We start from the raw sequence: 19,985 nt of genomic DNA on the forward strand, positions 1-19,985 counted from the left end.
TTCCACATTCCTTCTCAGGCACCGCATTACAGCAGAGGCTTGTCATCCCCGGGGCCAGCAGCGGCAGCGGGGATGACAAGCCTCAGTTGCATCTTATCAACTTGGTTACACTTTCTGCTTCCCTCCTCCGGCTTCCTGCTATCCTCAATTCAAGGAGTTCCGGTATTGGTGCGGCGTGCGCCCCACCTGCTGCTTGAAGAACCGGGTGAAGTGTTGCGGATACTTAAAACCGAGTTCAAAGGCGACTTCGCTGACCGACTTGCCCGGCGTGAAGATTTTTTCCTTCGCCACCTCCAGCATCTTTCCCTGAATGTATTCCAGGGGCGTTTTGCCGGTTTCTTTCTTGATGAGTTCACCGAAATAGTTGGCGGAAAGGTGCAGCAGGCTGGCAAAGTGCGCGACGGACGGAATACCCTCGACTTGCGGCTGTTCGGAGGCCAGATACCGGTTCAACTCCTGCTCAAACTTTTCGACGATGCCGGCGTTGGTGGGCTCGCGGCTGATGAACTGCCGGTCGTAGAAGCGCACGCAGTAGTTTAAGAACAACTCGATATTGGAGACGATAAGCTTACGGCTGTGCTTATCAACGCCATGGCGCAGCTCATAGTCAATCTTGCGGAAGCATTCCAGCACGATGAGCCTTTCCTGGTCGGACAGGTGCAAGGCTTCGTGCACCTCGTACGAAAAAAAGCCATAGTCCTTCATGTGCTGCGCGAGCGAAGTGCCCCAGAGCAAATCGGGGTGGAACAGTAGAGCGTGGCCGATGGGCTGCACGGTGTCGCTCTCGCTTTCCACGGTCACGACCTGGCCGGGCGCGATGAAGACCAGGGTGCCGGCGTCGTAATCGTAGTTGCTGCGGCCGTAGCGCAGGTTGCACACCCGCTCCGTTTTCAGGTATACCGTGTAGAACCCGTAGTTGAGCGACGTCGGCAGCTCCCCGCCCGGGGTGGTGGTGAAGTCATGCACGCCCACGAGCGGGTGCAGAGTTTCCCGGCCGACTAGGGCATTGTACTGCCGGATGGAGTCGAGGTTGGTGACGGTTTTCATGGCGTTCAGCGGGCTGTTACTCCTTCAAAATTAGCCGCTTCGGCCGGCGAAAACCAGCCCGGGCGGGCAAAGCGGTAAAACTGGTAGGTAAAACCGTAACCCGGGTAGAATAGCCCTTTTAGGGCCAAATACCTTTGTAGTATTCACTACAAAGTCCTGTGAAAGTCATGTAAACCGACAACACGACCAGCTTGGACCCAGTGCCCGCCGCCAGCAAAGGATGCCCCGGGAAGCGGCTTAGGCTTCCCGGCCTTGGCGATGATGTTGTGGCGCTGGTGCATCAACACGTTGTTCGTGGGCAGGGGTGGTCAAGCACCTTTCATCGCCCGCCACCGCAGAATTCAACTTTCCCATTTCCAGAAAGTCCCATGCCATGATACGAATCATCCTGACCACCACTCTGGCCCTCAGTACCGCCTTGACAAGCTTCGCCCAAACCACGCCAAAAGCGCCTGCCGGGCAGTTGAGCGGCCCCTTCCCGAAGGGCGTGCGGGCGCCGGAGGCCAACTTCACGGGCGCAGTGTACGTGCACACGTTGGTAAAAAACGATGCAACCTTCAACTGCGCGAGCAGCAACGTCACGTTTACGCCGGGGGCACGCTCGCACTGGCATAAGCACGCGGCCGGCCAGATTCTGCTGGTCACCGAGGGCGTAGGCTACTACCAGGAAAAGGGCCAGCCCATCCGCTTGCTGCGCAAGGGGGAAGTGGTGCAGGCCCAGCCCGGCGTGGAGCACTGGCACGGCGCCTCGCCCCGGCAGGGCATGACGCACATTGCCCTCAACGTCAACACCGAGCAAGGCATCGTGGACTGGGGCCGGGCCGTGACCGACCAGGAATACAACAGCTTCAAGTAAGCTTGCCCGAGGCCTGACCACCGCCTCGCTTTCCCTAAAAACCACTTCATCTTTCAGCACGATGGCATCCAATCAAACAGGCCACTTCGCCGGTAAAACAATTTTTATCACCGGTGCGGGCACCGGCATCGGCCGGGCCACGGCGCTGGCCTTTGCCCGCGAGGGAGCAAGCGTTGCCGCGGCCGGCGTAACGGAGGACGACCTCCGGGAAACGGTGCGCCAGGTGACGCAGCAAGGCGGCCAGGCCATTGCCGTGCGCTGCGACGTAACCAGGGCGGCGGACGTGCAGGCCGCGTTGGCGGCAACCATTGAGGCGTTTGGTCGTCTGGATTACGCCTTCAACAACGCGGGGGTAGAGCAGAAAAAAGCGACGGCCGCCGAGCTGGAAGAGGACGAGTGGGACCGAATCATGAACACCAATATGCGCGGGCTGTATCTCTGCCTCAAGCACGAAATTCCGCTTATTCTTGCCCAGGGCGGCGGGGCTATCGTCAACGTATCGTCGGGGGCCGGGGTGATTGGGGTGCCCAACAGCCTGGCGTACACCGGCTCCAAGCACGGCGTCATTGGCATGACCCGCTCGGCGGCCCTCGACTACGCGGCCCAGAACCTGCGCATCAACGTGGTGTGCCCCGGCTACATCGACACGCCCATGATGGACCGGTTCACGGGCGGCACCGAAGAAGGCCGCGAGAAAGTAATCCAGGAAGAGCCGATTGGTCGGATGGGCCAGCCCGAAGAAATTGCGAATGCCGTGCTGTGGCTGTGCTCAGATGCGGCTTCCTTCACGGTCGGGCACGCGCTGTTGGTGGATGGCGGCCAAACCATACGGTAAACACCCTGACCACTCCAATTTATCTTCCCTTACCACTCCCGCTACTCCACCGGCCTGGCACTGCCGGACCGGTGGAGTAGCTACCCGTAACTACTTGTATGACTGCAACAAAACCTCCACTTTCTGCGTCAGTTAAAGGGCTACAGCCGCCGCTGCTCAAAGCGCTGAGCAATCCGATAACCGAAGCCCGCCCCGTTTCCTCGCCGTCTCCTTACCACCTCGGCGAAGACGTGGAGGTGCTCACCATGCACGAGGCCCGGTGCGGCCTGGGCAACTTCAACCGCCGCGACAAATTCAAGGTAGTGCTGGTGCTGGAAGGGGAAAACGAGCTGCATTACGCCACCCGCAGCTTCCGCATCACCGGGCCCGCGCTGGTGTTCACCAACCGGCTGATTCCCTACGCCTGGGAAATACCCGAGGGCTTCCACGAGCAACAAGGCTACCTGAGCTGCTTTTCCGAGTCGTTTCTGCACTCGGCCATGCGCGGCGTGAGTTTGAAGGATACGGTGCTTTACAGAGTGGAAGGCAACCCGGTGTACACCCTCACCGACGAGCAGGCGCGCTACTTCACCGACGCCTTCACCCGCATGCGGCGCGACCTGGAGTCGGCCTATGCCCACAAGGAAGACCTGCTGCGCAACCAGCTCTCCATTATCATCCACGAGGCGGCCCTGCTGGAGCCGGCCACGGCCCAGCACGCGCCGGCCAATGCGGCCGAGCGCATTACGTCACTGTTTCTGAACCTATTGGAGGTGCAGTTTCCTGTCACAGCCCAGCTGCGCGAGCCGGTGCTCAAATCGGCCAGCGACTACGCCGAGCGCATGGCCGTGCACGTGAATCACCTCAACGCCATGGTCAAGGAGGTGACGGGCAAATCCACCACCACGCACATCAACGAGCGGCTGGTGACGGAAGCCCAGCTGCTGCTGGCCCACACCGACTGGAGCGTGGGCGAAATTGCCTACAGCCTCGGCTTTGGCTACCCCACTTACTTCAACAACTTCTTCAAGAAGCACACCGGCACCACGCCGCTTACCTACCGCCGCGCCCAGGCTCCGACCGCCCTTTAAAGGCAATTGTAGCGGACATCATGTGGGCAGTAGTCTACCGCGCCCGGTAGGGCCTGCTACGTCGGATTAACCGGGCTGCCGGGGTAGAATCGCGGGGCAAAACGGCCGCATGACGTCACACTCTTTGAAAAGTGTACTAATCCATTTGAAAGCTGTACAAATGTGGGGGTAAGGGGCCAATACTTTTACTAAAACGGGCCGTACACCCTCACTAGCCACTTCGATGCCCCGAGTAGCCGGCGCGTTCCGGTCTGAAGTGAATTTTTCTTGTCACGTAGTCCCCATCCCATGTCTGATTTATTTCCTGACGTCCAGCCGGAGGCGTCGCGGCCGGCCGATGGCTCCCGCCGCACGTTTATGCAGCAAGCCGGGGGCATCTTGAGTTTTGCCCTGGCCTCACCCATTGCCAGCCAGGCCGAAACCCTGGCCGAGAAGCTCGCTCCGGTCAACCCCGTGGTGTCGGGGGCCAGTCCCCTGCAGCTCACCATCAACGGCCAGGTCAGGAACCTGACCCTGGAGCCGCGCGTGACCCTGCTCGACGCGCTGCGCGAGTACCTGGATTTGACCGGCACCAAGAAAGGCTGCGACCATGGCCAGTGCGGGGCCTGCACCGTGCATGTGGACGGCCAGCGCGTCAACTCCTGCATGACGCTGGCCGTGATGGCCAAAGGCAAGGAAATTACCACCATCGAGGGCCTGGCCGAGGGCGACAAACTGCACCCCATGCAGGAGTCCTTCCTCAAGCACGACGGCTTTCAGTGCGGCTATTGTACGCCGGGCCAAATCATGTCGGGCGTGGCCTGCGTGAAAGAAGGCCACGCCACCACCGACCCACAGGCCCGGGAGTGGATGAGCGGCAACATCTGCCGCTGCGGCGCCTACCCTAATATTCTGGCTGCCGTGCGCGAAGTAGCTGGCCAACAAGCAAAAGGCTAACTCCGATGAACGACTTCAGCTATACCCAGGCCGCCACGGCCAAAGAAGCCACCGGCCGGCTCAAAGACACGCCCCAGGCCGCCTACATCGCCGGCGGCACTACGCTGCTGGACTTGATGAAGGCCAATCTGGCGGAGCCCCCGCTGCTGGTCGATATCACCCGACTGCCTTTCAAGGGCATCGAGCAGACCAAAGACGGGCTGCGCATCGGGGCGATGGAGCGCATGAACGCCGTGGGCGAGCACCCGCTGGTGGTACAGCAGTTTCCGGCCGTGTCGGAGTCGCTGCTGCTGGCGGCTTCGCCCCAGCTGCGCAACATGGCCAGCATCGGCGGCAACATTCTGCAGCGCACCCGCTGCGGCTATTTCCGCGACCCGGCGTTTCCGTGCAACAAGCGCGTGCCCGGCTCGGGCTGCCCGGCCCTGACGGGCGATAACCACAACCTGGCTATTCTGGGCGTGAGCGATACCTGCATTGCCAACGCCTACCCCGGCGACCTAGCGGTGGCCCTGTCGGCCTTTGACGCGGTGCTGACGCTGGAAAATGCCAAAGGCAAGCAGCGCCGCGTGCCCATCACCGAGTTTTACCTGCTGCCCGGCACGACGCCCCAGAAGGAAAACGTGCTGGAGCCCGGCGAGCTGATTGTGGCCGTGACGATACCCACGGCGACCCACGCCCAGCGCTCCACGTACCTGAAGGTGCGCGAGCGGGCCTCCTACGCCTATGCGCTGGCTTCGGCCGCGGTGGGGCTCGACGTGCAATCTGGTACCATCCGTTCGGCCCGCGTGGCCCTGGGCGGAGTTGGCGCCCAGCCCTGGCGCTCCAGCGAGGCTGAAAAAGTATTAGTGGGTCAGCCGGCTACGGAGGCCACGTTCAAAGCCGCCGCCGCCGCGCTGCAAGGGGCCAAGCCCCGCGAGCATAACGCCTACAAGGTGGAGCTGGCGCAGAATACGCTGGTGCGTGCCCTGCAGCAAGTGGCCGGCGCCTAGGGTCTTTCTTGCCTTTTCCTTCCTCATTCAGCCGCCTACTCATGGACAGCGAACCGACATTCTCCCAAACCTATCCGCAGGCCGCCACCGTCGGCCAGCCGCTGAGCCGCGTCGATGGCCGGGCCAAAGTGACGGGCGCGGCCAAGTATTCGGCTGAATTCAACCATCTGCCGGGCTTGGTGCACGCCGTGCTCAAAACCAGCGATGTGGCCAAGGGCCGCATCACCGGCATTGATGCCAGCGCGGCCCAGCGCGAACCGGGAGTACTGGCTATTCTAACGCACCAGAACCTGCCTAAACCAGCCCTCACGGCCGAATCGGAGGAAGGCAAAAAAGCCATTGGCCCCTCGGTGCAGATGTCGTTTCTGCCCCTGCAGTCCGACCAGATTTTCTACGCCGCCCAGCCCGTGGCCATCGTGGTGGCCGACACGCTGGAGCACGCTCAGTACGCCGCCGCCAAGCTGCGCATCACGGTAGCGCCGGAAACGCCCGTGGCTTCGTACCAGGACCCGAAGACCGAGCTGTTCAATCCGGGCGGCAAGCCCGATGCCGATGCTGAGGGCACCAAACGCCGGGGCCAGGCCGCTGCCGCTTTTGCCGCCGCGCCGGTGCAGCTCACGGCCACCTACACCCACGCCACCAACCACCACAACCCCATGGAGCCGGGTGCCACCATCGTCCACTGGGAAGCCGCCGACCGCCTCACCCTCTACGACGCGGCCCAGGGCGTGTCGTGGCAGCAGCGGGCCGTGGCCGCGTTTTTGGGCCTGCCCACCGACCAGGTACGGGTAATTACTAAGTACCTCGGCGGCGGCTTCGGCTGCAAAGGCCCCATCTGGCCCCACACCGTGCTGACGGCCCTCACGGCCAAAGCCGTGGGCCGGCCCGTGAAGCTGGTACTCACCCGCCCCCAGATGTTTACCAGCATGGGTCACCGCGAAGACCAGGAGCAAACCCTGCGCCTGGGCGCCACCAAAGAAGGCAAGCTGCTGGCCCTGCTGCACGAAAAGCGCGCCACCACCTCGCCCTGGGACCAGTACGCCGAGAGCAACAGCAAAATCATCGGGATGCTCTACCAGTGTCCCGCTTTCGAAGCCACTACCAAGCTGGGCCGAGCCAACGTGCTTACCCCCAGCTGGATGCGCGCGCCTGGCGACATGCCCGGCTCGTTCGCCATCGAGTGTGCGATGGACGATTTGGCCGCGCAGCTGGGCCTCGACCCCATCCGGGTGCGCCTGCGCAACTACGCCGACAAAGACCCCGACACGGGTAAGCCCTGGAGCAGCAAAAGCCTGAAACAGTGCTATGCCCGTGGCGCCGAGCTGTTTGGCTGGAACAAGCGCAACCCCCAAAATGGGGCTACTCGCGCCGGCAAGCTGCTGGTGGGCTACGGCATGGCCACGGCCAGCTACCCCGTCCACAGCTCGCAGGGCAACGCCCGCGTGCGCCTCTACGCCGACGGCCACGCCGTGGTGCAGGCCGGCGCCACCGATTTGGGCACCGGCACCTACACCATCATCACGCAAGTCGCGGCCGACGCGCTGGGCCTCGCGCCCGACAAAGTGCGCTTCGAGCTGGGCGACACGATGTTGCCGACCACCAACATCTCGGGCGGCTCGATGGGCGCGGGCACGTTCTCCTCATCGGTGTACGTGGCCGCACAGGACGTGTGGCAGAAGCTCACCAAGCTGGCGGTGCAGGATGCCAAATCCCCCCTCTACCGTGCCAAGGCCACGGACGTAGAAGTGGTCAAAGGCCGCTTGCAGCTCAAAGCCAACCCAAGCAAGGGCGAAGGCTTTGCCGACCTGATGAAGTGCGCCGACATGCTGGACCTGGAAGGCAGCGGGCATGGCAAGTACGGCGCGGGCTACGAATCCGGTCTGGCCGGTGCGGCCAAGTCCGACGATGCCGGCAAGGAAGCCCGCGGTTCGCACTCCATGCACTCGTTCGGAGCGCACTTCTGCGAAGTCCACGTCGACCCCGAGCTGGGCACGGTGCGCGTCACGCGCTGGGTGAGCGTGGTGGCCGGCGGCCGCATCCTCAACCCCAAAACGGCCCGCTCGCAAATCATGGGCGGCGCCATCATGGGCATCGGCGCGGCCTTGATGGAGCAAACCGTGCGCGACCCCCACCTGGCCCGCTACACCAACGCCTCGCTGGCCGACTACCACGTGCCCGTCAACGCCGACATCCCCGACATGACGGTGGAATTTATCGACGAAAAAGACCCCTACGTCAATGCCATGGGCGTAAAAGGCATCGGAGAAATTGCCATCGTAGGCGTGGCTGCGGCCGTGAGCAACGCCATTTTCCACGCCACCGGCCGCCGCCTGCGCGACCTGCCCATGACGCCTGACCGGGTGCTGGCCGCCCTGCGGGGGCCAGCTTAGGTAGGAGCGGCAATTTCACTCTATCCACCCCTTCACTGGGTGCTTATGAAACTGCACCTGCTAATCCTCGCTGGCTGTTCGCTGTCCCTGCTCTCGTGTTCGCACCGGCCCCCCGGTAGAAACCAACGCTCCCAACGCCTCTTATCAGCCAGCCTTTACGGGCCATACCCGAATTGGGAGCGTGAATACGGCGGCCAGTAGCTACCGGGCCACCGTGCTCACGTCGTCCCTGGCCAGCCCATGGGGTGTCGCCAGTCTACCCGATGGGCGTTTGCTCGTTACTGAGAAAGCGCGCACTATGCGCCTAGTCACGGCATTCCTCGGAATCCAGGGAAATACGGGGGCGGACGATTGGCTATTCGCTAATGCTTTGGTGATCGTCTAAAATATTGGATGCAAGTAAATACCTATTGATAACGCTATTTCGCCCGGCCTGCGCCAAGCCGTTAATTCAGGCCCATCTGTTTTAGGGGAACTTTGTGCCACTTGGCAAAGGCCATCCACTGCCGACGCCAGGTGCTGTAATCGCCCAGTACGCAAATGACTTTATCGCCCTTGAAGTAAATACGCGTCTTGGTTTGCTGGTTTTTCCACTCAATGGCGCCCCCTTCGTCGGGTTCCATGTCTTCTACATTCTGCCAGAGAAAAGAGCGGGGCGTTTCGTGTTCTCGGCCCAGCATATCTTGCCAAAGCCGCATCGCGTGTGCAATCGGGGAAGGAACCATAAGAGTTGAACTAGCTCGAAAAACAAAGCAGTCGGCCGTTTACAGACCAGCTGCAAGGCAAGATAACCGCCTTTTCGGATTCAAGGGCATTCAACCAACAAATATGTTTAAATAAACAGGCACATAAGCGAACTACTTAGCTACTAGTGCAATAAGGCAAGACTCAATAGAACTTTCCCAGCGACATTGGCCTACGCCAGTATTTTGGGCGCTTACTCCCGCCGCTGGCCGGCCGAAATCGTGGTGTGCCGCTGCCGCAGCACCGCCACCACGTCGTCGAGGGTAAGCTGCGCGGCGGCCAGCAGCACCAGCAAGTGATACAGCAGATCGGCGGCTTCGCCTTTCAGGCCTTCGAGGTTGCCACCCACGGCGTCGATCACCGTTTCGACGGCCTCCTCGCCTACTTTCTGGGCGATTTTGGGCATTCCTTTGCGGAAAAGCGAGGCCGTGTACGAGTTGGGGTCTTCGTCCGGAAAATCGCGGCGGCGCTGCACGAGGCGCTCTAGTTCGGCAATGAATCCCACCGGCGCGGCCGGATACGCCGTTTGCTCGGGCTGCTCAAAGCAACTGGTAGTGCCGCGGTGGCAGGTGGGCCCGTCGGGAATGGCCCGAATCAGAAGGGCGTCGCCGTCGCAGTCGGGGTGCAGGCTTACCACGGTCAGAAAGTGGCCGCTGGTTTCGCCCTTGGTCCAAAGACGGTTTTTGGAGCGCGAAAAAAACGTCACGCGTCCTTCGGCTTGGGTTTGGTCCAGCGCTTGCTGGTTCATGTAGCCCAGCATCAGCACCTGGCCGGTGGCGGCATCCTGCACGACCACCGGCAGCAGGCCGTCCATTTTCGCGAAATCAAGAGTCATGGTTCAACAACTACGTATTAACATAAGTAATTGACTATCAATTACTTATAAAATAATCTTACAAACGAACCGGAATGCCTTCGGCGCGCAGCTGCTCTTTGAGTTCGCGAATCCCGATCTCGCCGAAGTGAAAGATGCTGGCCGCCAAGCCCGCATCGGCCTGCGCCTGCCGAAACACCTGCGTGAAATGCGCAATGCTGCCGGCCCCGCCCGACGCTACCACTGGCACCGACACGGCCCGCGATACGTCGCCCGTGAGGTCCAGGGCAAAGCCGTCTTTGGTGCCGTCGTTGCTCATGGAGGTGAGCAGGATTTCGCCCGCGCCGCGTTCGGCGGCTTCGCGGCACCACTCCACGGCGTTGCGCCCGGTGTTGTGCGTGCCGGCGCGGGTGTAAATCTGCCAGCCGTGTTCGGCCGTGTAGCGGGCATCGGCGGCCACCACGATGCACTGCGAGCCAAAGCGGCGCGCCAGCTCATCGATCAGCTCCGGGCGGTGCAGCGCGGCCGAATTGATGCTCACCTTATCGGCCCCGTTCAGCAGCAGCGCCTCCACATCGGTTACGGTGCCGATGCCGCCGCCTACCGTAAACGGGATGTCCAGCGTGGCGGCTACTTCGCGCACCAAGGCCACCAACGTTGTACGCTTTTGGTTGGTGGCCGTGATGTCCAGAAACACCAGCTCGTCGGCGCCTTCCTGGGCGTAGCGCGCGGCCAACGCCACCGGGTCGCCGGCGTCGCGCAGCCCTTCAAACTGCACCCCTTTTACCGTGCGGCCATCTTTGACGTCAAGGCAGGGAATGATTCGTTTTGTAAGCACTTGATTATCAATTATTTATAAAAATCATTCCTAGCTCAAAAACGGGCGCAGCTCTTCCAGACTAATCGTGCCTTCGTAGATGGCCTTGCCAATGATGGCCCCGTGCAACCCGGCGGCTTGCAAGGCTTCTACGTCGGCCAGGGTGGTCACGCCGCCGCTGGCCACGAGCTGCGCGTGGGGCACCCGCTGCCGCAATTGCTGGTAGGTGGCAAGGGCCGGGCCTTGCAGCTTGCCGTCTTTGCTGACATCGGTACACACAAAGGTAGTGGCGCCGGCCGCGAGGTACTGCTCGATAAACTCTACCAGCGTGCGCTCACTCTGCTCGGCCCAGGCGTTGATGGAAATGTGGTTGTCCCGAAAATCGGCCCCGATCAGGATGCGTTCGGCCCCGAACGTGCGCAGCCACTCTCCCACCGTGTCGGGCTCGCGCACGGCAATGCTGCCGGCCGTGATCTGCGCCGCGCCCGCGTCGAAAGCCTGCCGCACCGCCGTGTTGCTTTGCAAACCGCCGCCAAAATCAATGGTCAGTTGGGTGTGGCGGGCAATGCGCTCGAGCACCGGCAGATTGACCGGCTGCTTGGCCCGCGCCCCGTCGAGGTCGACGAGGTGCAACCGGCGCACACCGTGTTGCTCGAAGCGTTGCGCTACGGCCAGCGGGTCCGAATCGTAGGTGGTTTGCTGGGCAAAGTCGCCTTCGGTGAGGCGCACGCACTGGCCGTTGATGAGGTCAATGGCGGGGATGATTTCCATAGGAGAAAGGCGGCTACAGGTTCAGGAAGTTTTCCAGGATGCGCGTGCCCACCGGGCCGCTCTTCTCGGTATGAAATTGCACGGCGTAAAAGTTGCGGTGCTGCACAGCCGCGCTAAAAGGCGTCGGATACTCGCCTTCGGCAATGGTGTAGTCGCCGACCGGAGCGTAATAGCTGTGCACGAAGTACACGTAATCTTCGTCCTGCAGCCCGTCGAACAGCGGCGAACGGAGGCGGTGCAGGTTGTTCCACCCCATGTGCGGCACCTTGTAGGCGTGGTCTTTGGGAAAGCGTTTTACTTCAAACGGCAGGATGCCCAACAGGTCGGTGTCGTTTTCTTCGCTGTGCGTCCCCAGTAGTTGCATCCCCAAACATATACCCAGGAAGGGCTGCGTCAGGGTTGGCAATAGTTGGTCGAGCCCTTGAGCGCGCAACTCCTGCATGGCTGAAGCGGCCTCGCCTTCTCCCGGAAACAGAATCTTATCGGCCCGCCGGATTGCCTCGGCGTCGGCCGTAAGGGTAGCCCGCACGCCCAATCGCTCCAGTGCAAACAGGACCGATTGCACGTTGCCGCCTTTGTAATCAACTACCGCTATTTCCATTTGAATAAATATGTTTATTACTCATTTGTTTATACAAAGACGTTCCTTCAGGCATGCCTCTTCGTCAAGATTCAAGATAAAGAAGGTAGCGTTATTTCCAGCCAGCCAGCCCTTTATCCAAATGTTTAAACATTTGGATACCCTTACAACACCCCTTTCGTGCTCGGAATTTCCATCTTATTGGCATCCCTCACCAGCGCCATTTTGATGGATTTGGCAACGGCTTTAAAGATGGCTTCGATCTTGTGGTGCTCGTTCTGCCCTTCACATTTGATGTTGAGATTGCAGCGGGCAGCGTCGGAAAAGCTCTTAAAAAAGTGGTAAAACATTTCGGTTGGCATATCTCCGATTCGCTCACGTTTGAACTCGGCATCCCACACCAGCCACGGCCGGCCTGAGAAGTCTATGGCTGCTTGTGCCAACACGTCGTCCATGGGGAGTACAAAACCGTAGCGCGATAAACCCCGCTTATCCCCGACCGCTTGGGCAAATGCTTCGCCCAAGGCAATCGCGGTGTCCTCGATGGTGTGGTGCTCGTCGATGTGCAGGTCGCCTTGCACCGTGATGTTCATGTCGACGCCCGAGTGCTTGCTGAGTTGGTCGAGCATGTGGTCGAAGAAACCCAGGCCAGTGTGCATCTGGGGGCGGCCTTGTCCGTCAAGGTTGAGTTCGATGCGGATTTTGGTTTCGTTCGTGTCGCGCTGCACCACGGCCTTGCGGGCAGGCAAACGCAGGAACTGATAGATCGCTTCCCAACTGGTTGTGGTCAGGGCGGCGCGCTCGTCAGCCTCCTCCCGAATCAGGATGGATTGACACCCTAGGTTCTGGGCCAACTCCACGTCGGTGAGCCGGTCGCCGATTACTAAGGAGTTCGGCAAGTCGTAGCCGTTGGCCGGATCGAGGTACTCGGCCAGCATGCCAATGCCGGGCTTGCGCGTCGGGAGGTTTTCGTGCGGAAAGCTGCGGTCGATGTGCTCGCGCGCAAACTCCACTCCTTCGCCGCGCAGAATATCGTACATCAAATTGTGCGCGGGCCAAAAGGTAGGCTCCGGGAAGCTGTCGGTACCGAGGCCATCCTGGTTGCTTACCAATACCAACTCGTAGTCGAGCTCGCGGGCAATCCGGGCCAGGCCCGTGATGCTGCCCGGCACAAACTGAAATTTCTCCAGGCTGTCGACTTGCTGACTCGGCTGCGGCTCGACTAGGATGGTGCCGTCGCGATCTATAAAGAGAACTTTTTTCATGGGGTAAAGTAGCGCCGGCCTAGCGTGCGCAGTCAAGGAGAAAAAACTCAAGCGGGTCCGTCTGTCCGGCTTTGCGCATCAAAGATCGCGCGCAGCTGACAAAACTAGGATGGCCGGTATTCTTGCAACGCCTCAAGCAGTTGCTCGTTTTCTTCGGGCGTGCCCACCGTTAGCCGGAGCGTGCCGGCGCACCCCGGCTGGGTAGTCCGGTTGCGGACCACGATGCCTTTGCCCAGTAAGTAGTTGTACACCGCGGTCGCATCGGGTTTGAACCTTGTCAGCAGGAAGTTGGCATCCGAAGGAAACACGTGCTCGACGATGGGCACGGCGGGCAGGCGCTCAGCCAGCCACGCACGGCCGCGGAGCAGCGTGTGGCGCAATTCCTCAAAATGCGCAGCCGCTTGCAAGGCCTGCAAGGCATGCCGCTGGGTTACTTCCGACACGTTGTAGGGCGGCTTGATTTTGTTGAGGTAGCCAATGATTTCCGGCGAGGCGAAAGCCATGCCCAGGCGCAGCCCCGCCAGGCCCCAAGCCTTGGAAAACGTTTGGAGCACCACCAGGTTCGGGAATTCTGCCAGGCGCGTCGTCCAGCTCGGGGCGTCGGCGAAATCGGCGTATGCTTCGTCCACGATCACCAGGCCGCGAAAGCCGCGCAGAATTTGCTCCACGGCGTCGGCGTGCAGCAGGTTGCCGGTAGGGTTATTAGGCGAGCACAGAAAGACCAATTTTGCCTCTGAAGCAAGTATGTGATTAACAGACTCTTGTGAAATTTGAAAATCAGCGGTCAGCGCAATGCGCTCGATGCCTACGTCATTGAGGTTAGCGGCCACTTCGTACATGCCGTAGGTCGGCGGCAGAATCAGGATGTGGTCGTGGCCGGGTACGCAGGTCAGGCGCACCAACAGGTCGATGGCTTCGTCGGAGCCGTTGCCCAGAAAAATCTGGTCCGCGGCCACGCCCTTCAGCGGCGCGAGGGCCTGCTTTACCTCGCGCTGCAAGGGATCGGGGTAGCGGTTGAACTGGCTTGGGCCGGCCGAACCGAGGCTGTTTTCGTTCGCGTCGAGCATGACGCGCGCCTCGCCCTGAAACTCGTCGCGGGCCGACGAGTAAGGTTTCATAGCCCGGATGTTGGGCCGCACGAGGCTTTCTAGCTTGAACATAAATCGCGATTTGACGCTGATAAGAATGATTTCGCGGCCTCTTGCCGCAGCGCTTGGTTACTCCTTATTATAAGGTACCCAAAGCGTGAGCTTATTCTGCCGCCGACAAGGCTTCCAGCCGCAGGGTCACGGCGCGGGCGTGGGCACGCAGCCCTTCGGCTTCGGCCATCGTTTCGACTACCGGGCCCACGTGGTGCAGGCCTTCGGCGGAGATGCGCTGGAAGGTAATTTTCTTCAGAAACGAATCGAGCGATACGCCACTGTAGTTGCGGGCGTAGCCGTTGGTGGGCAGCGTGTGGTTGGTGCCGGAGGCATAATCGCCGGCAGCCTCGGGCGTGTAGTGCCCCAGAAACACGGAGCCCGCACTGGTGACGCCGGCCGCAAGCTCCTCGGGGTTGCGCACAGCCAGAATCAGGTGCTCGGGGGCGTATTGGTTCGAGAAAAACAGCATTTCCTCCGGCGTCCGCAGCAAAATCGCCCGGCTCTCGCGCAAGGCCAGCGTAGCCACTGCTTGCCGCGGCAATTCCAACAATTGCCGATCAACTTCTTCTTTGACTTGCAGCAGCAACTCAAAAGAATCCGTCAGCACCACCACCTGCGAATCGGGGCCGTGCTCAGCTTGCGACAGCAAATCGGCCGCCACGAACGCCGGGTTCGCCGTGTTGTCGGCAATGACCAATACTTCCGACGGTCCGGCCGGCAAGTCAATAGCTACGCCGCGCTGGGCGGCCAACTGCTTGGCCGCCGTGACGTAGCGGTTGCCGGGACCGAAAATTTTATCCACAGCCGGCACGCTGTCGGTGCCGCCGGCCAGCGCGGCCACGGCCTGCGCCCCCCCCGCCTTGATTATGGTGGCGATGCCGAGCAGTTGAGCCGTAAACAAAATCACGGGGTTCACCGAGCCATCCGGGCTTGGCGGCGTGCACAACACGATTTCCGGACAAGCCGCCAACCGCGCCGGCACGCCCAGCATTAACAAGGTGCTGAACAACGGCGCCGAACCACCCGGAATGTACAAACCCACGCGCTGCACCGGCACCGCCTTGCGCCAGCACACCACCCCAGGCATCGTTTCCACGCGCTTTTCTTCCTCGCGCTGGCTGGCATGAAACTTCCACAGATTGGCGTGGGCCTGCCGGATGGCGGTCTGCAATTCGGCGGGCACCTGCGAAATCGACGCGGCCAGCTCTTCGGGCGTCACGCGCAGTTGCGTCAGCGTGGCCTTGTCGAGCTCGGCGGCGTAGTCGAACAGCGCGGCATCGCCCCGGGCGCGCACGTCGTCGAAAATCTGGCGCACGCGCTGCTCCACCTGCTGGGCTTCGGCGGCGGCCGGCCGCTGTTGCAACGCGGCCCATTCGCTCAGGCTGGGATATTGAATGATTTGCATAGGGTTGGCTATCAAACGGTTAAGCAGTTAAAAGCAAACAAGAAGCTATTTATAACCACTTAACAATCAAGTACTTATTAAAACAAGGCAAACGAGGTCGAAGCTGTCCTTAGCTGATCATTTTCTCGATCGGGAGCACCAGAATGCCTTCGGCGCCCACGGCCTTGAGCTGGCCCGTGATGTGCCAGAAATCGTCTTCGTTCACCACCGACTGCACCGACACCCAGCCTTCTTCTGCTAGCGGCGTCACCGTGGGCGACTTGATGCCGGGCAGCAGCGCCCGCACCGCGTCGAGTGAGGCGGCAGGGGCATTGAGCAAAATGTATTTATTGCGGCGGGCGCGGCGCACGGCCTGCATCCGGAAGCGCAACTGCTCCAGGATTTCCTGCTTTTCGGCGCTCAGGTTTTGGTTGGCAATCAGGACGGCTTCCGAGCGAAACACCGTTTCGACTTCGCGCAGGCCGTTGCCCAGCAACGTGGAGCCCGACGAAACGATGTCGCAGATGGCGTCGGCCAGCCCAATGCTAGGGGCTATTTCCACCGATCCGCTGATTGTGTGCAGCTGCGCCTGTACGCCCTGCCCGGCCAGGTAACGGCCCAGAATTTCGGGGTACGAAGTGGCGATGTTTTTGTCCTGCAGATCGGCCACGGAGGCGTAGGCCACCGACCGCGGCACGGCCAACGACAGGCGGCATTTGCTGAAGCCCAACGTTTCGACCTCTAGGGCCGGAAATCCGGCCTCGACCAATACGTTCTGCCCCACAATACCCAGGTCGGCAACGCCGTCTTGCACGTAGCCCGGAATGTCGTCGTCGCGCAGAAACAGGATTTCGAGCGGAAAATTGGTGGCTTCGGTTTTGAGCTTGTAGGTGCTGCTGACAAAGGAAATGCCGCACTCCCGGATCAGGTTCAGCGAGTCTTCGCTCAAACGGCCCGATTTCTGGATGGCCAGACGAATCATGCTATGGAAATTAAAAGGATAAAAGCGGAGGGAAAACTCGGGCGGAGCAGCTGGTTTCAGCGACTGCCCCGGAAAGGCTTACGGAAAACCTGACCCCTTCGCCGCGTCGCACAGGCAACAAGCAGCGGGGCCGCCTGGTTTGGGCGGCCGGGGAGCCAAAGCGGCTCGCCCCACGGGGTCAATATGCGTGTATCATTCCTCTAGCAAGAGGAATGGTGCCCGTGCTGATGAGGATGCGCCATGCGCAGCTCCGAGGCGGCAACGCCCACAACGGGGGCGGCGGCCAATGGGCGGAGGTGGCAGAAGACAGGCGCGGCAGCGAGCATAGCGTAGAATTCAGGGCAAAAGTAAGAGCGCCAACGACGTAAGAAAACTTTTTCCGCAAAAAGTTGCGGCTCTAGCGTCATTGAACCTCTTTGAGATGCAGTAGTAACCCACAGCCGTGCGGCTTTGTTTAAGCAAGGGCCTTATTCACAAGTATCTTATAATAAATTAGTTATAAATTATACAACCTGAGAATCGCTTTGACATAGCCAGGAAATAACACGAGTTGGCTGCTCCGTCAGAAAATTTCGTTGCTTTCCAGCGGACTTACGCCTGTACTTTGTGCTCCCTTAAAACTGTGCAGGGTCTGGTCGATTCGGAGTTGTAAGTTTTCGCTACTCCCTATTTTGACTTTAGGCACCCTATACTATAAGGTATAAGTACTGGCCCACCGGGCGGACTTAGCTCGGCGCCCGGCGCCGGTTCTCTCGCTCATTTTTCTAGTGTATGATTCGATTACTTGGGCTTTCGGGCCGCCGCGGCAGCGGCAAAGACACCGTGGCACGCTTGCTCCAGCAACTCCAACCCGAGCGGCAGTGGCAGACGCGCTCCTTCGGCGACGCCATCAAAGCGGTGTGCGCGGCCCTGGCCGGCGAAGACGTGGCGCCCTATTACGAGCAGCCGGGCAAAGCCGAGTTGCTGCCCGTGTTCGGTCGGACGCGCGGCGAAATGCTGCAGCAAGTTGGGCAAGCCCTGCGCGTGTGGGAGCCCGAAATCTGGGTAAAAGCCTTCTTTGCCAACTTGCCCGCCGAGGGGTTTGTGCTGGTGCCCGACGTGCGCTTCCCCGGCGAAGCCGACCGCATCCGCGAGCGCGGCGGCCTGATGCTGCGCGTGGAAGGCGACCCGCTCGGCCAGCGCGGCGACGGTACCCGCGACGACGCGCACCCCAGCGAAACCTCCCTCGACGACTATCCGCATTTTGCCGCCGTGCTCCACAATACCGGTTCGCTCACCGACCTGCAAACGCAGGTGCAGCAGCTGTTGCCTGCTTTGTCATAGCATTTCCCGGTGATCGTGTGGTGGGCTTGCAGCGTGCACGGCTACCGTAATGGAAAACCAACCCTACCAAAATGGAAGGGTACCTTACCCCGCCCGGTGTAGCACCGGGCGGGTTTTTATTTTTAATCAGCTGGTAATCAACACTATATAATAAAACCAAAAGCATATATCCGGGAACGGCATTGGTCTTGGCTTTAGGCTCACGTCACCAACCACCAAGCTGCCCCGATCATGGCTATTCTAGACAACCTCGCCAAAGCCGCGAAAGACTTCTTCATCGAAGACGACGCGCAGGGTCCGGCCAAGGCCGAAGCCGCCCGCCCGCTGCCCGGGGCGGCGCAACCGCCTTATACGCCTGCCGTGCCACCTACACCAGCAGGCGCCGGAACACCAGCCGCGCCCACAACGGTCACGCAAGCCGAGCAGCGCCACCTCGACCACATCCAGTCGCTGCTGGCCGGCGACGGCAAGGACTTCATGGCCTACACCAAAATGGTAAAAAGCATGTCGGCCAGCGGGTTGAGTGGCCCGGTGCTCTACCAAACGGCCTTCAACGCCTTCGCCGCCGTCACCGGCCTCGACCTGGCTACGCTGCTGGCTTCGGCCGAACAGTTTGAGCAAAAACTGGTGGCCGACCGCAACAAAGTGCTCGAACGCCACCGCGAAAAGATCGGCGAAATCCAGATTCCGAAGGCGCCGCCCGGCCCGATTGTGCAGTTGCTCCAACAAGAAAAGCAGCTGCAAGCCGACCTCGCCGAACTCACGCGGCAGCTGGAATTAAAGAGCCAACAACTCCTTGCGGCTCAACAACACCTGCAAGAGGAGCGCCAGAAAGCCGGGGCGGCCCTCGCCTCCTACGAGCTGGCCAACGCTACGGCCGCCACCGAGTTGCAGGCCCACCGGCAGGCCACGCAATCTTTCCTCGCCGGACCTACCTCACCCTTCACCACTTCAACCAAATGACCCCGATGAACACTTTCCTTCCTTCTTCTCAAGATGCCGGTTTGCCCAAGTGGCAAAAGCCGGAGAAAGCCGCCGGCTGGGTATTTCTGGCGGGTGCTGCCGCCACGGGCGTGTACTTCTGGGGCCAGATTGTGCCGTACCTGGTTGACATTGTGTTCGATACGGTGAAGCTGGGTATCGGCCTGGGAGCGTTGTTTGCGCTGTTCTTGCTAGTCACCAACAAGCGCATCAAGGCCGGATTGTGGTACGCCGGGCAGCGCATCTTCCGCACCGCCGCCGGGATTTTTGTCAACACCGACCCGATCGGCATCATGGAAGACTACATCCGCAACACCGAGCAGGAAGCCCACAAAATGAACGCCGAAGTCGGCCACATCGAGGGCGCGCACCAGTTGGTAAAGCGCAAGATGAGCGCCAACACCGAGCAGATGCAAGAGTATCTCTCGCTGGCCAGCTCGGCCAGCCGCCAAGGCGAAAAAGACGCCGCCGAATCGTACGCCTCGCGGGCCGCGCAGCTCCAGGAGTACAACCAGCGCCTGCAACCCATGCTCACCACCACGGCCAACGTGACCTTGGTCATGCGCCAGATCTTGAAAGCGGCCCTGCGCCAGATCGACGGCAGCAAGTTCAAAGTCAACCTGCTGAAAGACGAGTACGAACTGGTGAAGCGCACTAGCTCGGGCATGCGGGCCGCCATGAACATCCTGCGCGGCGACCCCGACAAAAAGTACTTCTTCGACCTCGCCACCGACCGCGTGGCCCAGGACATGGCCCAGCAACTCGGCCAGATCAAGCAGGCCATGCGCTACTCGCAGGAGTTCGTGAAGGAAATGGACATCCAGAACGGCGTGATGAGCGAGAAAGGCCAGCGCCTGCTGGAGAAATACCAGAAAGGCGATTTCAACGCCATTCTCGACGAAAAACCCATCAGCAACCTCAACGCGGCCCAAACCCGCAAAGCCACCGACGATGCCTATTCTAGCCTCCTTGATTAGTCTGCTAATTGGCATAGGGCTGACTTGCCTTGCCGGCGAAGCCCCTGTTGCCCATCCTACTTCCTCGCATGCCAAGCATGCC

Annotated in this window: 19 protein-coding genes; 9 read left to right on the plus strand and 10 right to left on the minus strand. The window is 60.7% G+C overall.

What is annotated here, in order from left to right:
- Positions 1 to 144: 144 nt before the first annotated feature.
- The gene (locus H9I52_RS09655) at positions 145 to 1,047 is read right to left on the minus strand and encodes a helix-turn-helix domain-containing protein (RefSeq protein WP_187453688.1); all 903 of its coding nucleotides are present in this window, start codon (positions 1,045 to 1,047) and stop codon (positions 145 to 147) included.
- Between the two features lie 373 nt (positions 1,048 to 1,420).
- On the opposite strand from H9I52_RS09655, the gene H9I52_RS09660 reads away from it, so the two are divergent.
- The 6 genes from H9I52_RS09660 (at position 1,421) to H9I52_RS09685 (ending at position 8,123) form a co-directional block, all read left to right on the plus strand.
- On the plus strand, positions 1,421 to 1,903 hold the full coding sequence (locus tag H9I52_RS09660; protein ID WP_187453689.1) for a cupin domain-containing protein: 483 nt from the start codon (positions 1,421 to 1,423) through the stop codon (positions 1,901 to 1,903).
- Between the two features lie 61 nt (positions 1,904 to 1,964).
- Positions 1,965 to 2,738 (plus strand): SDR family oxidoreductase, encoded by a 774-nt coding sequence (locus H9I52_RS09665; RefSeq protein ID WP_187453690.1) that lies wholly within the window; start codon positions 1,965 to 1,967, stop codon positions 2,736 to 2,738.
- Positions 2,739 to 2,836: 98 nt separating this feature from the next.
- The gene (locus H9I52_RS09670) at positions 2,837 to 3,808 is read left to right on the plus strand and encodes a helix-turn-helix domain-containing protein (RefSeq protein WP_187453691.1); all 972 of its coding nucleotides are present in this window, start codon (positions 2,837 to 2,839) and stop codon (positions 3,806 to 3,808) included.
- A gap of 288 nt (positions 3,809 to 4,096) precedes the next feature.
- Positions 4,097 to 4,744, plus strand: coding sequence for a (2Fe-2S)-binding protein (locus H9I52_RS09675; protein ID WP_187453692.1), 648 nt, complete (start codon positions 4,097 to 4,099; stop codon positions 4,742 to 4,744).
- 5 nt (positions 4,745 to 4,749) lie between these two features.
- A complete protein-coding gene (locus H9I52_RS09680; RefSeq protein WP_187453693.1) occupies positions 4,750 to 5,733 on the plus strand; it encodes an FAD binding domain-containing protein in 984 nt (327 codons plus the stop codon).
- 41 nt (positions 5,734 to 5,774) lie between these two features.
- Positions 5,775 to 8,123 (plus strand): xanthine dehydrogenase family protein molybdopterin-binding subunit, encoded by a 2,349-nt coding sequence (locus H9I52_RS09685; RefSeq protein WP_187453694.1) that lies wholly within the window; start codon positions 5,775 to 5,777, stop codon positions 8,121 to 8,123.
- Between the two features lie 446 nt (positions 8,124 to 8,569).
- Here the strand turns inward: H9I52_RS09685 and H9I52_RS09690 are convergent, their stop codons facing one another.
- The 9 genes from H9I52_RS09690 to hisG form a co-directional block, all read right to left on the minus strand.
- Complete coding sequence (locus tag H9I52_RS09690) at positions 8,570 to 8,848, minus strand: hypothetical protein (protein WP_139517218.1); 279 nt, start codon at positions 8,846 to 8,848, stop codon at positions 8,570 to 8,572.
- 212 nt (positions 8,849 to 9,060) lie between these two features.
- Positions 9,061 to 9,702, minus strand: a complete 642-nt coding sequence (gene hisIE / locus H9I52_RS09695; RefSeq protein ID WP_139517219.1) for a bifunctional phosphoribosyl-AMP cyclohydrolase/phosphoribosyl-ATP diphosphatase HisIE — start codon at positions 9,700 to 9,702, stop codon at positions 9,061 to 9,063.
- 58 nt (positions 9,703 to 9,760) lie between these two features.
- Positions 9,761 to 10,519, minus strand: a complete 759-nt coding sequence (gene hisF, locus H9I52_RS09700) for an imidazole glycerol phosphate synthase subunit HisF (protein ID WP_187453695.1) — start codon at positions 10,517 to 10,519, stop codon at positions 9,761 to 9,763.
- A 30-nt stretch (positions 10,520 to 10,549) separates the two neighbouring features.
- On the minus strand, positions 10,550 to 11,269 hold the full coding sequence (hisA, locus tag H9I52_RS09705; protein ID WP_187453696.1) for a 1-(5-phosphoribosyl)-5-[(5-phosphoribosylamino)methylideneamino]imidazole-4-carboxamide isomerase: 720 nt from the start codon (positions 11,267 to 11,269) through the stop codon (positions 10,550 to 10,552).
- 13 nt (positions 11,270 to 11,282) lie between these two features.
- Positions 11,283 to 11,870, minus strand: coding sequence for an imidazole glycerol phosphate synthase subunit HisH (hisH, locus tag H9I52_RS09710; protein ID WP_187453697.1), 588 nt, complete (start codon positions 11,868 to 11,870; stop codon positions 11,283 to 11,285).
- A gap of 143 nt (positions 11,871 to 12,013) precedes the next feature.
- The gene (gene hisB, locus H9I52_RS09715; RefSeq protein WP_187453698.1) at positions 12,014 to 13,114 is read right to left on the minus strand and encodes a bifunctional histidinol-phosphatase/imidazoleglycerol-phosphate dehydratase HisB; all 1,101 of its coding nucleotides are present in this window, start codon (positions 13,112 to 13,114) and stop codon (positions 12,014 to 12,016) included.
- A 104-nt stretch (positions 13,115 to 13,218) separates the two neighbouring features.
- Positions 13,219 to 14,274 carry a histidinol-phosphate transaminase gene (gene hisC / locus H9I52_RS09720; protein ID WP_187453699.1) on the minus strand — a complete coding sequence of 352 codons (1,056 nt, stop codon included), beginning with the start codon at positions 14,272 to 14,274 and terminating at the stop codon, positions 13,219 to 13,221.
- Between the two features lie 91 nt (positions 14,275 to 14,365).
- Positions 14,366 to 15,661, minus strand: a complete 1,296-nt coding sequence (gene hisD / locus H9I52_RS09725; RefSeq protein WP_139517225.1) for a histidinol dehydrogenase — start codon at positions 15,659 to 15,661, stop codon at positions 14,366 to 14,368.
- Between the two features lie 109 nt (positions 15,662 to 15,770).
- Positions 15,771 to 16,622: an ATP phosphoribosyltransferase gene (hisG, locus tag H9I52_RS09730; protein WP_139517226.1), complete on the minus strand. Its 852-nt coding sequence runs from the start codon at positions 16,620 to 16,622 to the stop codon at positions 15,771 to 15,773.
- A 771-nt stretch (positions 16,623 to 17,393) separates the two neighbouring features.
- On the opposite strand from hisG, the gene H9I52_RS09735 reads away from it, so the two are divergent.
- The 3 genes from H9I52_RS09735 to H9I52_RS09745 all read left to right on the plus strand — a co-directional run bounded on the left by H9I52_RS09735 (position 17,394) and on the right by H9I52_RS09745 (position 19,903).
- The gene (locus H9I52_RS09735) at positions 17,394 to 17,945 is read left to right on the plus strand and encodes a hypothetical protein (RefSeq protein WP_187453700.1); all 552 of its coding nucleotides are present in this window, start codon (positions 17,394 to 17,396) and stop codon (positions 17,943 to 17,945) included.
- 231 nt (positions 17,946 to 18,176) lie between these two features.
- A complete protein-coding gene (locus H9I52_RS09740) occupies positions 18,177 to 18,908 on the plus strand; it encodes a hypothetical protein (protein WP_187453701.1) in 732 nt (243 codons plus the stop codon).
- A 5-nt stretch (positions 18,909 to 18,913) separates the two neighbouring features.
- Positions 18,914 to 19,903, plus strand: a complete 990-nt coding sequence (locus H9I52_RS09745; protein ID WP_187453702.1) for a PspA/IM30 family protein — start codon at positions 18,914 to 18,916, stop codon at positions 19,901 to 19,903.
- Positions 19,904 to 19,985 lie beyond the last annotated feature (82 nt).

This window comes from Hymenobacter sp. BT491, from assembly GCF_014349165.1.
Lineage (GTDB): Bacteria > Bacteroidota > Bacteroidia > Cytophagales > Hymenobacteraceae > Hymenobacter > Hymenobacter jejuensis.